Here is a 13407-nt window from a genome sequence, read left to right on the forward strand (position 1 = left end):
CATGAATTTAAAACTTCTAAGTTTAGCAGTATCGGGAATTTTAACAGTTGGGGTTGCAGCCAGCGCTGCTGCGGTTGTTACGGCGCCCCTTGGAGGGTCGGAGGCAGATTTAACCGAATTTAACTCGGTGCATTCCCAAGGTGCGATCGCCCAAAATGTCGAAGAACAAACCAATATTCGGGTCTACGAAAAGGCCAGTCCGGCCGTTGTTACCGTCGATACAGATAAATCTAACGGCAGCGGCACAATTATCAGCCCCGACGGCATGGTTTTAACCAACGCCCACGTTGTGTCCGCCGGCGGTACCGTCAATATCATTTTGTCAGACGGCAGAAAACTTGTCGCCGATGTCGTCGGATTCGGCGAAGAAGGTCTAGACTTAGCCGTGGTTAAGATTCGCAATCAAAACAATTTGCCCACAATTCCTTTAGCCCCTCCCGGTTCGGTGAAAGTCGGGCAACAAGCATTTGCGATCGGCAATCCATTCGGTCAATTTCAAGGTACTTTTACAGTCGGAATCGTCAGCCGCATCGACCTCCAGCAGGGCTTAATTCAAACTGACGCCGCCATCAATCCCGGCAATTCTGGAGGGCCGCTGCTCAACAGTTCAGGAGAATTAATTGGCGTCAATACTTCTATTTTTACTCGCGGTCGGGGCGGAGGCAATATCGGTATCGGTTTTGCAATTTCAGCAGACAAAGTACCCGCTTTCCTGACAGCGGTGCGAGAAGGGCGAGCTCCCCGCGTGGCTCAAGCCCGATCGCCCTTCGGCAACAAATCACCTCAAAAAGTTCCGTTAAACGGGCCCGCCGTCAGCGGTAAACTCACCGACAAGTCTAACGTTCTGCCCACCGACAACAGCTTTTTTGACCTCTACTCCTTTGAGGGAAAAGCGGGCCAGCAAATCACAATAGAAATGAAAAGTCAAGAAATTGACCCTTATTTAATTTTGCTCGGGCCCAACCAGCGCGAAATCGCGCAAGACGATGACGGGGCCGGCAGTAAAGACGCCAGAATTACAGTTAGGCTACCAGCAGACGGCACTTACACCTTAGTGGCAAATTCCTACGAAGCTAGGCAGTCGGGGGCTTATACGTTAGAACTGAAAGCTAGTGCTCCTACGCAGCCTTCTCGGGCAATTTTGCAAGAAGAAGCTGCTTTAGTCGCAGGCGGTCCGGTATTGCCGTCTGACAACAGTCTGTATCGCGAGTATACTTTTGAAGGTCGATCGGGTCAGTCTGTAGCCATTTCCCTCGAAAGTACAGATTTCGATCCCTATGTGGCTATCTTTGGCCCTAACGGCCGATTAGTGGCAGAAAATGACGATGCGAGCGATTCGACTAAAAATGCGTTTCTGAGTGTTACTTTGCCCGCTACGGGTCGCTATCGCGTAATTGTCAATGCTTATGATGCTTCGGGCCGGGGTCGTTACACTCTAACTGTCCGTTGAAAATTGGCCAAACAGGGCATTGGTAGCACCTAACAAATAACTCATGACTACTGACTACTGACTACTGACTACTGACTTCTTCCTTCCTTCTTCGTTGCAAATCGAGGTAATTCATGCGTCAAGTTAGATTTTGGGCGATCGCGCCAATTGCTCTACTAGCTACTTTTTCTGGCAAACCGACTCTCTCTCTGCCAGTTTCAAATTCAAGTGGAGTTGCTAACAGCAGTTCCACCTTCATTTCAGCAGAATTTCCTCAAAAGTCACTTGATGCGACCCTTGCGAGCAAGGCTGTTTTAGCTCAAGCAAGCCCCAGGCCGTCGCCATCTCCATCTCCACAGAGTTCGCCAACTCAAAGTCCAACTGTACAACCTTCGCCGAGTCCCGATCCGGGTTTATCTAAGGTCATTTTAGAGCAAAACGGAGAACTCACCCCTGCTAAGTCTTCTGTACTGCCCTCGGACAGCAGTTTGTACGACGAGTATACCTTTGAAGGCACTCAGGGTCAGAAAGTGGTTGTTACCGTAGAAAGTACCGAGTTTGATACTTATCTCGCTATTTTCAACTCCCAGGGCGAGCTACTTGCAGAAAATGATGATGCCACGCAGCAAAATTCCAATTCTGAGCTTACTGTTACCTTGTCTGCGAACGGTCGCTACCGCGTCATTGTCAATGCTTACGAGCCGCCTCCAAAAGGTAGAGGCAAGTACAGTTTGACCGTCCGCGACACAACTGGAAATTAATTGGCTCGAAATCGAGGATCTATGTCAATAATTCCTCGAGCAGCGGGCTGCAAATCAGGCTCGCAAGTACAGTTTAAATTTGCAACAACTTAACTCTATTTCTGCTTTTGACAAGCACGGATGCCGGTAAAAAATGGATAATTATCTATTTTTTTACCGGCTTTTTTATGAAGAGGATTTACGCACGGCTAGCCTGAAATCGTTTTTTTTACCAAAATACTTCGCAGCAGCTCTAAAATAGGTAAAAAACCCAGTTTCAGATACGATTATCAAAAAAAAGAATGCAACAGCAGGCAAGCTCTAAACCCTTACACAATCAGTCTGTCCCACTTCTTTAATCTAAAATCTAAAATCTAAAATGGTATGAGCGTCTTGAGCGCGTCATAGACCGATGGATTTAACGCAGCCCCAGCCAGGTGAAAAAATCCTGGCGGGTGAAGAATTCTAGCAGCAAAAGTCCCACGAACCCCACCATCGCAAATCGTCCGTTGATTTGTTCGGCATAGGCATTCCACCCAAAGGCTGGTTCTGGTTTTGGGATATTTGGGGTTGTCGGTTTTGGGGATGGAGGAGTTTGAGCAGTCATTTAAAAGTTTTAAGTTTCGAGTTTTGAGTGATGATTTTTGGGAAACTTTGCGATCGCACAACTTGTAATTTACCAGGAAAATGACAGCCGATCGCTAATCTGCTGACTTTTCTAAACTTTGAACCGATTCGATCAGATTTCGCACGGTTTCGGTACCTTCAGAAGGCTCAAAAAACAGCGGGAACTTGCCGCGAGCGATCATTCTCAAACCCAACGGGCCCAGACTCAGCAAACCTTTAACGTCGCGGAAGTAGTTTCCTACTACTTCGATGCCAAATTTGCGCTCATCTATCCAGCCGCCTTCTTTGACGAGCTCGATTAAAACTTTGCGGTGGCGGATCGATCGACTGGCTTGGTCGTCTTTGCGATCGAGAATCTCCTGTTTAATCTTACCAATTTGATCCATCGGCGCAACTTCCATCGGACAAACCGAGTTGCAGTAGTAACAGCGAGTGCATCCCCAGACGCCTGCGGTGCCTTCGTTGTATTTTTCGAGCCGATTTTCGGTTTCGCTGTCGCGGGAGTCGGCGATCGTGCGGTAAGCTTTGGCGAGGGCGTGGGGGCCGACAAATTCCGGGTTGACTTCGCGGGCGTTGCACTCAGAATAGCACGCGCCGCAGAGGATGCAGTTGCCGGTTTGGTCGAGTTTCGATCTCTCTTCTGGAGTTTGCAGAAATTCGCGTTCTGGAATTGCTCGCGAAGCGGTGCTGACATAGGGTTCCACTGCTTCCAGGTTGTCCCAAAAACTGGTCATGTCAACAACCAAATCTTTAATTACCGGCATATTTCCCATTGGGGCGACAGTAATTTCTGGGATAAAGTCGATCGGCTTTTCTGCTGAACTGGACTGGGCTATTTTGTCAAGTCTTGCGAGTTCGCCGGCCACATTTTCTTTGCAAGCTAATGCCGATCGACCGTTAATTCGCATAGAACAACTGCCGCAAATTGTATTGCGGCAATTTTTGCGAAAAGCTAAAGTGCCGTCGTGCTCCCACTTGATGCTGTTGAGGCAGTCGAGGATGGTATTGCTCTCTTCCACGTCTAGGGTGTAAGTGTGAACGCGGGGAGCCTCGTTTTGATTTTGGCGGACTACGTTAAAGCGGACTTGCATATTTTGAGTGAGGAATTTAGTGTCTATTTTAAGCAGAATTTTCTGGTTCTCTAGAAAGCTCTTATTTTTTTAACAACTACCTAAAGGAAGAGATTTTAAAAGAATTATTATTGTTTGATAAACATCAATAATTCTCAAGTTATAAATCCTAAATTGCCACTTTTTTAAGCGGATTTGTGAGCTATTAATTGGAGATAAAAGTAATCGATCGCTGCAATTCGCTAGTTGGAGGTGCGTGATGTCCAGCTTGTTTGTATTAACTTTCATGTTTTCAACGCCTGCTTTTTGTCTGGGTCTGCTAAATCCTCAATGGGTGGGACTGGGAACTCGCAAGCGATCGGCTGCCTTGTACGGCGGGTTGATGGCAGTTTCGTTCGTTTTGCTTGGGGTGACAGCACCTAAGCCGCCGCAAGCTGTTTCCTCGGGGCTGCTGGCCTCAACTGAATGGCCAGAATTTAGGGTACGCGCACCTTTGCGCTGAAGGTAGCTGGGTATGCTTCTCAATTTTTTGGCAGCATTACAAGAAATTTTACCAGGACTTACGCCCGGTTGGGGCGAGAAACGTAGTTTTTTAAGAAAAATACTTGGTTCTACTCATTTACTGCAATTAAAAACCCCGGTTTATAGGCGTCGGAGTGCGATCGCCAACTGTAGGAAAAAATCGTAGATTTAGTAAGGAGAAATACCCTAACAGGACTTACGCAAAAAACCCGGTTTCTTCCACAAATCGTCGCTTTTTCGAGAAATATTGACGCAGAAACCGGGTTTTTGGTCTTTGAGTGCGCTCGCGAACTGACTAAGAAACCCGGTTGCACCAGGGTCGGGTGTCCCACGTTCTAGTTTACTTCGTAAATCATAGGGATTTGTGAGTTTGCCTGCCGATAAATAAGGAAGTTAACTTCTCAGGACTTACGCACAGGGATTAAAGAAATCGGGTTATTTAAACCGATATCCTTCGTGCTTTACCTCGTATTTTTGTAAAAAAAAACCTGTTTCTGCGTCCTGAACTCCTTCTATTTTTTACTGGTAAAAGTCGCTATGTTTAATTTTTTCGTTTTAAGCTTTCTATTGTCGATACCTGCCTTTTTTCTGGGCATTGTTAATCCGAAATGGGTGCACCAACCCGCAAGCGATCGGCCGCGATGTACGGCGGGTTGATGGTTGCTTCGTTTGTACTTGTTGGTGTCACCGCACCCAATCCGTCTCAGGAAGTTTCAGTGGCGCTTCCGGCCCCAAGCGATCGGCTAGTATCATCTCAAACCGCTAAGCCGTCACTGCTTTCGGCAGTGCCGGCACTGAAGCCGGAGACTGTAAAAACGCCCACACCAACACCGAAACCTGCAATTTCTGCTGCCACACCTGCACTTGCCAAACCAGAGCCCGATCGCAAATTGCCATCTTCAGTCAAATCTGTGGAACGAAACGCAGAGATTGCTCTTGATGCACAGCAGCCAAAGAAAGACACCAAGAAATTTATTTACGAGTCTTCTAAAGTGAAGGTTAAAAGTGCCGATTTTCCGAGTTGCGTTAACTCGGATTGCAACTGTTCTGACTTTGCGACTCAAGCCGAAGCGCAGCGAGTGTTAGAGGCATATCCGGGCGATCCTTTTAAGCTCGATCGAGATCGAGACTCGATCGCTTGCGAAACGCTAGGTTAGATTTGCTCTGCCAACAGCCTGGGTTAATGATGAAGGCTTTTTGGGTGATTGTACGAATTGAAAAACGCAAATCGATCGGCTAAAATTGTGTAATTGTTGAGCTTGCGGTGCGGGTGCAGCTATGACTTACAGCTTGAGAATTGTCGATTTGCCAATGAGTGAACGGCCACGGGAACGGCTGATGGCGGGTGGCCCGAAAAGTTTGGCGACTGCGGAATTGATTGCGATTCTCCTGGGCACCGGTCAGGGAAAGGGCAAACTTTCGGCTGTAGGGCTGGGACAGTATATTTTAAATCAGTTGAGTTTGCATTCCCGCGATCCTCTGGCTGTGCTGCGCAGCATTAGCGTCCAGGAGTTGACGCAGATTCACGGGATTGGGCCTGCTAAGGCGACTGGGATTTTGGCTGCGGTGGAGTTGGGCAAGCGGGTGTTTCAGTCGCGCCCGCCGGACATGGCGGTGGTTGACTCTCCGCAAGCGGCCGCGGATGCCCTGAGTCAGGATTTGATGTGGCAGTCTCAGGAGCGTTTTGCTGTGGTGCTGCTGGATGTGAAAAATCGGCTGCTGGGAACTCAGGTAATTACGATCGGCACAGCAACGGAAACTTTGGCTCACCCACGGGATATTTTTCGCGAGGTAATCCGCCAGGGGGCGACGCGGGCGATTATCTCGCACAATCACCCCTCGGGGAGTGTGGAGCCAAGCCCGGAGGATATTGCTTTGACGCGGCAGTTGCTGGCGGGAGCGCAGTTTTTGTCGATTCCGCTGCTGGATCACTTGATTTTAGGAAACGGCGAGTTTCGGAGCTTGCGGCAGACGACGACGCTTTGGGAAGAGTATCCGCAGGGCGATTGAACTTGTCTACTTAACTAATTGGATAGGTCTGATTAGTTATTTGTATCTTTGGTCTGTCTGAGGGCTGAAGCAGCCGTCTTAGAAGGGGGATTTTGGGGCTGGACTCCGTGAGGGCAGCTTGTTTTGATTGAATGTCGCTGCTGATACTTAGTTTCGATCGCAACTCGGTTAATCTAGTATAGGTAAGCTGAAGAGGTCGGTAATCCGATTTTTTTAGAGCATACTGAAAGTATACTGAACCAGCACATAAATACCCACTTATTAAGAAATTATTAAAGTGGGTGTAAAATACACGGCGTGGTGATAGGAGAAAAACTGTGTTTCTGAGACTTGCAGAACAACACCGTAAATTCGTCCAAGATTTGGTAATGAACCTCCAAGCTTTAGCGATCGTGCTAGAGCGCAGGGGTTATCTGGCATCCTGCTACACTTGCGGCGGCCAGATGAACAGTGCCTCATTTATGGTCAGTTTGACGGACAACCATCTGATTCGATTTTTGGTTTCGGATTATGGCATCACTTGGACTGAGATGCGGGACGACCGCGAACTGATGAAACTCGAAGGTGCAGAAGCTATCAGTCAGTTACAAGAACTGGCAAATCTCGTAAAGTATCAGATCCAACCTTCGGAAGCTACTTTAACGACGGCGCAGCGGGTTTAGCGATTGCACGGTTCCGAGGAAGGTGACAGCGAAAGTCCGTGCTTGCGTGCGAAGCGAGCGAATCCCCAGCCACTTTGTTGAGAGGGTTCACGCCTTGCACAGCGATGGCAAGTTAACAGACAAGGGTGCTTCCAGGGTGCCTTCAGATGCTCAGTTTAGCGCTCAATCGATCGAACTCTCATCGGTCAGACGGCATAGTTTGTGCAAAAAGTGTCAAACTTGGAACCTCTAGTTTTTTTTTCAGCAGTTGGTTCTCCCTTGAGAGCCATTGGCAAAATCTGGAAGTGCTACTTACTGCTCGTCGGCTGCGATGTTAATTTTCCCCTTTGGCATTCAAAAGTCAAGGAATTGAAATTAACTTTGAGCAGGAAGGTAAAATTTAACATCCAGAGTGAGGATGAGGCTGTGAAGATGGGGTGAAGCGCAGACCGGGGGCTATAGCCTAGGGGCGATTCAGCAGTCAACTGCAAAGTCGGTAAGGCTTAATTCGAGCCATTAGTCTGTGCTTGATTCAAAACCTCTTCATTTGTCTAAAATTCCTTGTTTGTATAGCCGCGAATTCCCTGAGACTGTTGGCGAATCAATACTTTGTTTCTGTGGGGGGATTTAATAATGAACAATGAACCGCCAAGATGCCAAGTACGCCAAGAAGGAAGAAGAAAGAGGAAGAGGGATAGAAAAATTAATTGCGGACAATCACCGGACACGATCTAAGAGGGGTGCGACGGGAGCAAATGTCAGGTGTCACTCTTCACGGATTCGCCAACAGCATCACGATCTTAGCCCGGAGCTTAAATTGACACCAATGCCCTTGCGATCGCCCCACCAAAGTGTTGCGCACCCCCTACACTCGTCCCAATTCCGGTTGCATCCGCAGTTGGGCCCACACCGGCAGATGCTCTGAACCAATTGCCGGTAAAACTTTTGCTGATTTTGCCCCCCAGTGCTTAGAATACCAAACATAGTCAAGCCTCACGAGGGGAAAAGTTAATTTCCAGTTTAACTGTTTAACCAGTAAATTCAGATCCCATCCGTTAGGAAAAGTAAAGCCAAAACCCAGTCCTGCTGTTCGGAAAGCATCTTGCATAACCGCTTTCAAATAATAGTAGTCTTGAGACTGGTCAGTCAAATTAAAGTCCCCGGCGGCAATAGTCGGCAGCGTTTCTTTCTGGAGTCGCCGCACTAAATCTTGAATTTGTGCCGGTCGGTCGCCGTACTCGTAAACTGGGATTTTGAGGAAAGGCAAAATTTTATGCTGGCGAAACCACGGTGGAGTTGTTGAAATGTTATAAAGAACTACATCTTGCTGGTTCATTTCGATAATAGCTCGTTCCTGTGGTTCGTTCCCACCGGCTAGCTGTAACTTTTGGAAAGAGCGAAAGGGATATCTGCTGAGAATCACATGGTATCCGCGCCCCTGGTGGTGCGGGTATAATGCGGCTAACTTAGAGAATACTTCTTTGGCGTAATCCTCGTTAATTTCTTGCAAACAAATGAGGTCTGGTTTTTCTTCCTGAATTAGGTTAACCAAAGCTTGTGGGGATTCGTGATGCCAGCCGAGGTTGAGAGAAAAAACCTTGAGAGTTGGCTGGGAGTCACTGATGTTCGCGGGCTGGGGAGAAAAGTAGGTGACGTGTAGCCAACCCAGCAGGCAGATGCCAGCCACAGATGAAACAATCGCGAACCAGCGTTTCTTTATGAGAAAAAACCCTAGAATTGGCAGCAGGAAGATTGGCAAGAAAATCCAAGGAACAAAATCCCCCATCAAGGCAACCGGCCACAGCCTGTCCCAAAAGATCGGTCTCAGAATCAAATAGCCGAAAATCAGTGCTGAGTAGGCGTAGGCGAACAGTTGAGCAATTCGCTGCAAAAATCGATAAGGCTTAATCATAGCGCCGTCTGCCATAGCATCCTCTTACTGGTGTGGGGACAAAAAACTGGATATTGTCAGCTCAAATTAACTGAAATGACCGCTTCCCTGCTGAGGCTAGGCAATATACTTCTCTTGTGTCCGGCTCTTTTATTTTATACAGACTTCTGGCTGGAAAAAGTGATTGAAAATCGCGATCGGTATATTGCTATTTAGAGTAAGTTGTTGGTTAAATCAAAATTAGCGATCGCAAAGTTAGGAATCTCAAGCAAATGATCGATCTCAGCGAACTACTAGAACCCATCGCCAGTCAATTTCGCAGTCTGGGAATTCCCGAACCGATTACCCATTGGGGACACCCTGTAATGATGGGGATCGTGGTGGCGGCGATGGGCAGTTTTGTCGGGTATACGGGATGGCAGGGACGTTTGGCCGCCGATAAAGATGTCGCGCTCAAAAGTCGATCGGATCACCGCAAGCTTGCACCGTGGATGTTTCTGTTTCTAGCTTTGGGCTATACAGGCGGCTTGCTGTCGCTGGTGATGCAGCACCAGCCAGTCATGGAAAGCCCGCATTTTTGGACTGGTTCGGCAGTGCTGGTTTTGCTGGCTGTTGGCAGCTTGATTTCGCTGACGGGTTTTGGGGGCAATAAGCTAGCACTGCGCGCGGTTCACGCTTATTTAGGCACGACGGCTTTAGCACTTATGGTGCTGCACGCGGCTTTCGGTTTAAAATTGGGGCTGTCTATTTAGAAGAGGAAGAGGAAGGGGAAGGGGAAGGGAAAGAATGTAAGGAAAGAAATTTTGCTATAACTTACGCACTCCTGGGCCAGAAACCTGGTTTTTTACCCAAATTCACGGCGTTTAGCTTTTTACTCCGGTTTAAAAACCCGGTTTCTTGGGTAAGGAATCCATAAGTCCCGGATTGGTTTCCCTGAAATATTCCCCCTCTAAAATACTAATTAATGAATCAAGCAACGGGTGTCATTTTCTGTCTTGCCTACATTTTGGGATTGATTTCTACAGCGGTTTCTTGGGGTAGATACGGGATACTTGCTTTGGGAATAGCGGCCTCCGTCGCCCTGCCGAAATTGTTGCAAAAATTTGCTCGAAATTCTGTCAAAGTTACCAAGAAAAGACGCAGCAGACAAAAAGAAAATGCTCTGGAAGAACCCTTAGATGCGAGGGAAGAATTGAGTTTGTTCCAGATGCTGCCGAGAGCGAAATGGGTGTGGGCAGTTGCGGGTTTGGTGGCATTTCTAGCTAGCGTTTATTTTGCAGTTCGATCGCCCCAACCGACAGTTAATGACATCAGCAAATTGATTCCGGCTGGCGGCAACACTCAAGAAGTGGCGGTGACAGTTCGCGGTAGAGTTGTCAGTACGCCGCGATTGACTCGATCGGGGCGATCGCAATTTTGGCTAGAAACAGATTTAGTTAGCGAAATCAACGGCGGCGAGGGAGGAGTAATCGTCAACCGCCCAGTATCCGGCAAACTCTACGTTACAGTCCCCCTGCTGCAAGCAACGGGCTTGTACGCCGACAATACGATCGCAGTTGTGGGCTCGCTGTACAAACCGCAGCCGCCGTCGAATCCGGGGGCTTTTGATTTTCAAGCATATTTAGCCAGAGAAGGGGCTTTTGCAGGGCTCAAAGGGCGTCAGATTGACTGGAGGAGAGAAAATGCGATCGCGGATGTAAATCGAGTTAACAGCCAAGCGGCTGCTTTCTGGGAGTCAAGCGGGATGCAGCCATCGAAAATTCAAGCGATGCGACAGCGGATCGTGCGATCGCAACTATCGCAGTTGAATGTTCCCGAAGGGCCCTTGATAAGTGCGATCGCCCTCGGCAAACAAGCAGTTGATTTACCTTACAACATCCGCGATTCTTTTGTGCAGGCTGGATTAGCGCACGCGATCGCAGCTTCCGGCACTCAAGTTTCGATGGTTTTGGCTTTAGTTTTAGCTTTAACCAGGCGTTTTTCCAAACAATTGCAATTTGGCTTTGGCGTCGGTGCTTTATTTTTACTCGTGGGATTAACAGGCTTTGAAGCTTCAGTATGCCGCGCCGCTTTGATGGGATTTGGTACACTATTTGCTTTGGTGCTAAGTCGCGAAGTTAAGCCGCTGGGATTGCTGTTAATCGCTGCTACTATTTTACTGCTAGTTAACCCTTTGTGGATTTGGGATTTAGGTTTTCAACTGAGTTTTTTGGCAACTTTGGGATTAATAGTAACAACGCCGCCTCTGATGGCAAAGTTGGACTGGATGCCGCCCGCGATCGCTTCGATTGTGGTAGTTCCAATCGCGGCTTCAGTTTGGGTGCTGCCGCTGTTACTTTACGTTTTTAGCGTGGTATCACCTTACAGCATTTTAGTCAATATTATTGCGGCTCCTTTGCTGTGGATTTTGAGTATTGGGGGGATGATTAGCGCTTTAGCTGGATTGATTTTTGGGCCTGCGGGCAGTGTTTTAGCGCAACTGCTGGACTATCCGGCAAAGGGGTTAATTGCGATCGCCCAATATTTCTCGCAATTGCCCGGTAATTCGGTAGCTGTCGGTCAAGTATCGGTGTTTCAGCTAATCGCGCTTTACAGTTTAATTTGCTGGGTTTGGATCGGGGAAGGAAGAAGGAAGAAGGAAGAAGGAAGAAGGAAAAAGGAAGAGGGAAGAAGGAAGAAGGAAGAAGGAAGAAGGAAGAAAGAAGAAGGAAGAAAGAAGAAGGAGAAAAGTAGAGTTATTGCGCTGCCAGTTTTTTCTGCGGCTTGGATTTTACCGCTGGCGGTTGTGGCGGGAATTGGGATCGTAGTTTTGCCAGCTTGGCACGTTCAAGCATCTTTGTTTCAAGTTACTTTGCTGGCGACATCTAATGAGCCTGTTTTTGTAATTCAAGATAAGGGAAAAGTGGCGCTGATTAATAGCGGTGATGAAAATACCGTGAGGTTTACAGTGCTGCCTTTTTTGCAGCAGCAAGGAGTTAATTCTGTGAATTTTGCGATCGCCACTCACGGTCATTTAGGTTTGAGCGCTGGTTGGGGAAAATTACTAGAGCGCTTGCCAATTAAAACATTTTATGATAATAACGATCCCAAACAAATTCACCGCGCCAGCGATCGGGAATTCATGACGGCTGTACAATCTCGCCAAGGCGTTTACTTTCCTTTAGAAACTAACAGTACCGTCGATCTTGGTTCGACACAGTTGCAGTTCGTAAATGCGGAGATTCCGGTGGTAGAATTGCTGGTGGGCAATCGAACTTGGTTGCTCCTCGGTGAAATGACACCGGAAGCGCAAAAAAAATTGGCAGCAACGGGAACCTTGAAGCCGGCTCAAGTGCTGTGGTGGTCTGGAAAAACCCTGACGGCCGAGTTATTGGCCGCAGTTGGGCCGCAAGTGGCGATCGCATCTGCTGACGAAATCGACCCAGAAACCGCAGCCCAACTGCGCCAAAATAAAACGCAGATTTTCTGGACAGGGCGCGACGGAGCCCTTCAGTGGACTCCAGCCGGGGGATTTAAGACCACTCTGGAGTCCGAAGAAAATCAAACTTCTTTTTTATAAAGATTTACAATGTGGCGCACTATGCGGTAAAATACTTTTAGCTCGCATCTCAAATCCATTGGAGAGGTGGCAGAGCGGTTGAATGCGGTAGTCTCGAAAACTACTTTAGGGCGACCTAACGTGGGTTCAAATCCCACCCTCTCCGTTTAACAATCAACTTTTAGGGCATTAAAAAACCCGGTTTCTTAAAAAAACCGGGTTTTTTAGTATTTCTCGTCCCAGATTTGTTTGTAAGTAGGTCAACCTAATTAAACGTAAGACGCAATCGCTGTTAGATCCCCGACTTCGCCTTCATTTGTCGGGGCTCTGGGTATTCTGTTTAATATGACTTTTATGAATTCAAATACTATGACTTTTATGAATTCAAAAAATGAATTTATGAATTGACTGTAAAACAGCTTTTATTGATAATTGTTACATCAGCCGATCGCAGCACGGGTAAACTTCTATTCTGCTGACATCTGCCTTTCTCATCTATTCGTACTATCTTCCTACAAGGAAATCCGATATGAAAACAATTACCTATTGGTTATTCAGCGGTCAAACCGCTCGCACATTCATCGAAATTTTGAACAAAATCAGGTTATTCTCTGCTGAATACGGCCGCAAAGTTGGCAGAGAACTTACTCAAGGATCGCTCCCATCCATACAGCAATCCGCTGCTCAAATGGCAGCAAGTTATCAGTGCGCGAAAGAGCGATACGACACCAAACAACAGGAATTCCAACAGGCCGAACAACAAGCGATTTTAGCTCATCAAAGTTGCAACAAAGAAGCAGGAAATTTAGCGATGGGAAAGGCGATCGCAATCAAACTGATTTTACCACAGTTAGCGTCACAATTTAGGCAAGCCGAACAGGTGTTAAAAAACCATCATAAGCTGATGCTGTCAGCAAAGGAGCACAAGCATTGATGGTA

12 protein-coding genes and 1 tRNA gene are annotated in these 13407 nt (G+C 47.5%); 10 read left to right on the top strand and 3 right to left on the bottom strand.

Annotated elements, in window-relative coordinates:
• Position 1 precedes the first annotated feature (1 nt).
• Both QUA02_RS21095 and QUA02_RS21100 read left to right on the top strand, forming a co-directional pair.
• On the top strand, positions 2 to 1450 hold the full coding sequence (locus QUA02_RS21095) for a trypsin-like peptidase domain-containing protein (RefSeq protein WP_333030362.1): 1449 nt from the start codon (positions 2 to 4) through the stop codon (positions 1448 to 1450).
• A 113-nt stretch (positions 1451 to 1563) separates the two neighbouring features.
• Positions 1564 to 2190, top strand: a complete 627-nt coding sequence (locus QUA02_RS21100) for a pre-peptidase C-terminal domain-containing protein (protein ID WP_333030364.1) — start codon at positions 1564 to 1566, stop codon at positions 2188 to 2190.
• Between the two features lie 397 nt (positions 2191 to 2587).
• On the opposite strand, the gene QUA02_RS21105 is transcribed toward QUA02_RS21100, so the two are convergent.
• Complete coding sequence (locus tag QUA02_RS21105) at positions 2588 to 2776, bottom strand: CAB/ELIP/HLIP family chlorophyll-binding protein (protein WP_333030366.1); 189 nt, start codon at positions 2774 to 2776, stop codon at positions 2588 to 2590.
• Between the two features lie 94 nt (positions 2777 to 2870).
• Complete coding sequence (locus QUA02_RS21110) at positions 2871 to 3887, bottom strand: succinate dehydrogenase/fumarate reductase iron-sulfur subunit (protein WP_333030368.1); 1017 nt, start codon at positions 3885 to 3887, stop codon at positions 2871 to 2873.
• A gap of 238 nt (positions 3888 to 4125) precedes the next feature.
• Here QUA02_RS21110 and QUA02_RS21115 point away from each other — a divergent pair, with 238 nt between their 5' ends.
• From QUA02_RS21115 to QUA02_RS21130, 4 genes are all read left to right on the top strand, one after another.
• A complete protein-coding gene (locus QUA02_RS21115; protein WP_333030370.1) occupies positions 4126 to 4368 on the top strand; it encodes a hypothetical protein in 243 nt (80 codons plus the stop codon).
• Positions 4369 to 4996: 628 nt separating this feature from the next.
• Positions 4997 to 5545, top strand: a complete 549-nt coding sequence (locus tag QUA02_RS21120; RefSeq protein ID WP_333030371.1) for an excalibur calcium-binding domain-containing protein — start codon at positions 4997 to 4999, stop codon at positions 5543 to 5545.
• Positions 5546 to 5666: 121 nt separating this feature from the next.
• Positions 5667 to 6398: a RadC family protein gene (radC, locus tag QUA02_RS21125; protein ID WP_333030372.1), complete on the top strand. Its 732-nt coding sequence runs from the start codon at positions 5667 to 5669 to the stop codon at positions 6396 to 6398.
• A 317-nt stretch (positions 6399 to 6715) separates the two neighbouring features.
• On the top strand, positions 6716 to 7060 hold the full coding sequence (locus QUA02_RS21130) for a DUF1815 family protein (RefSeq protein ID WP_332984844.1): 345 nt from the start codon (positions 6716 to 6718) through the stop codon (positions 7058 to 7060).
• Positions 7061 to 7904: 844 nt separating this feature from the next.
• Here QUA02_RS21130 and QUA02_RS21135 read toward each other — a convergent pair.
• On the bottom strand, positions 7905 to 8966 hold the full coding sequence (locus QUA02_RS21135; protein WP_333030373.1) for an endonuclease/exonuclease/phosphatase family protein: 1062 nt from the start codon (positions 8964 to 8966) through the stop codon (positions 7905 to 7907).
• A 236-nt stretch (positions 8967 to 9202) separates the two neighbouring features.
• On the opposite strand from QUA02_RS21135, the gene QUA02_RS21140 reads away from it, so the two are divergent.
• From QUA02_RS21140 to QUA02_RS21155, 4 genes are all read left to right on the top strand, one after another.
• On the top strand, positions 9203 to 9682 hold the full coding sequence (locus tag QUA02_RS21140) for a DUF4079 domain-containing protein (protein WP_333030374.1): 480 nt from the start codon (positions 9203 to 9205) through the stop codon (positions 9680 to 9682).
• A gap of 212 nt (positions 9683 to 9894) precedes the next feature.
• Positions 9895 to 12489 carry a ComEC/Rec2 family competence protein gene (locus tag QUA02_RS21145; protein WP_333030375.1) on the top strand — a complete coding sequence of 865 codons (2595 nt, stop codon included), beginning with the start codon at positions 9895 to 9897 and terminating at the stop codon, positions 12487 to 12489.
• 60 nt (positions 12490 to 12549) lie between these two features.
• Positions 12550 to 12634 (top strand) — tRNA-Ser (locus QUA02_RS21150).
• Between the two features lie 363 nt (positions 12635 to 12997).
• Positions 12998 to 13402: a hypothetical protein gene (locus tag QUA02_RS21155; RefSeq protein ID WP_333030376.1), complete on the top strand. Its 405-nt coding sequence runs from the start codon at positions 12998 to 13000 to the stop codon at positions 13400 to 13402.
• Positions 13403 to 13407 lie beyond the last annotated feature (5 nt).

Source organism: Microcoleus pseudofavosus SVA1_A4 (assembly GCF_036700565.1).
Taxonomy (GTDB): domain Bacteria; phylum Cyanobacteriota; class Cyanobacteriia; order Cyanobacteriales; family Microcoleaceae; genus Microcoleus.

What these genes read in the sequence shown, in the direction of transcription:
- QUA02_RS21095 (WP_333030362.1), top strand. Translation starts at nt 2, where the DNA reads ATGAATTTAAAACTTCTAAGTTTAGCAGTATCGGGAATTTTAACAGTT.
- QUA02_RS21100 (WP_333030364.1), top strand. Translation starts at nt 1,564, where the DNA reads ATGCGTCAAGTTAGATTTTGGGCGATCGCGCCAATTGCTCTACTAGCT.
- QUA02_RS21105 (WP_333030366.1), bottom strand. Translation starts at nt 2,776, where the DNA reads ATGACTGCTCAAACTCCTCCATCCCCAAAACCGACAACCCCAAATATC.
- QUA02_RS21110 (WP_333030368.1), bottom strand. Translation starts at nt 3,887, where the DNA reads ATGCAAGTCCGCTTTAACGTAGTCCGCCAAAATCAAAACGAGGCTCCC.
- QUA02_RS21115 (WP_333030370.1), top strand. Translation starts at nt 4,126, where the DNA reads ATGTCCAGCTTGTTTGTATTAACTTTCATGTTTTCAACGCCTGCTTTT.
- QUA02_RS21120 (WP_333030371.1), top strand. Translation starts at nt 4,997, where the DNA reads ATGGGTGCACCAACCCGCAAGCGATCGGCCGCGATGTACGGCGGGTTG.
- radC (WP_333030372.1), top strand. Translation starts at nt 5,667, where the DNA reads ATGACTTACAGCTTGAGAATTGTCGATTTGCCAATGAGTGAACGGCCA.
- QUA02_RS21135 (WP_333030373.1), bottom strand. Translation starts at nt 8,966, where the DNA reads ATGGCAGACGGCGCTATGATTAAGCCTTATCGATTTTTGCAGCGAATT.
- QUA02_RS21140 (WP_333030374.1), top strand. Translation starts at nt 9,203, where the DNA reads ATGATCGATCTCAGCGAACTACTAGAACCCATCGCCAGTCAATTTCGC.
- QUA02_RS21145 (WP_333030375.1), top strand. Translation starts at nt 9,895, where the DNA reads ATGAATCAAGCAACGGGTGTCATTTTCTGTCTTGCCTACATTTTGGGA.
- QUA02_RS21155 (WP_333030376.1), top strand. Translation starts at nt 12,998, where the DNA reads ATGAAAACAATTACCTATTGGTTATTCAGCGGTCAAACCGCTCGCACA.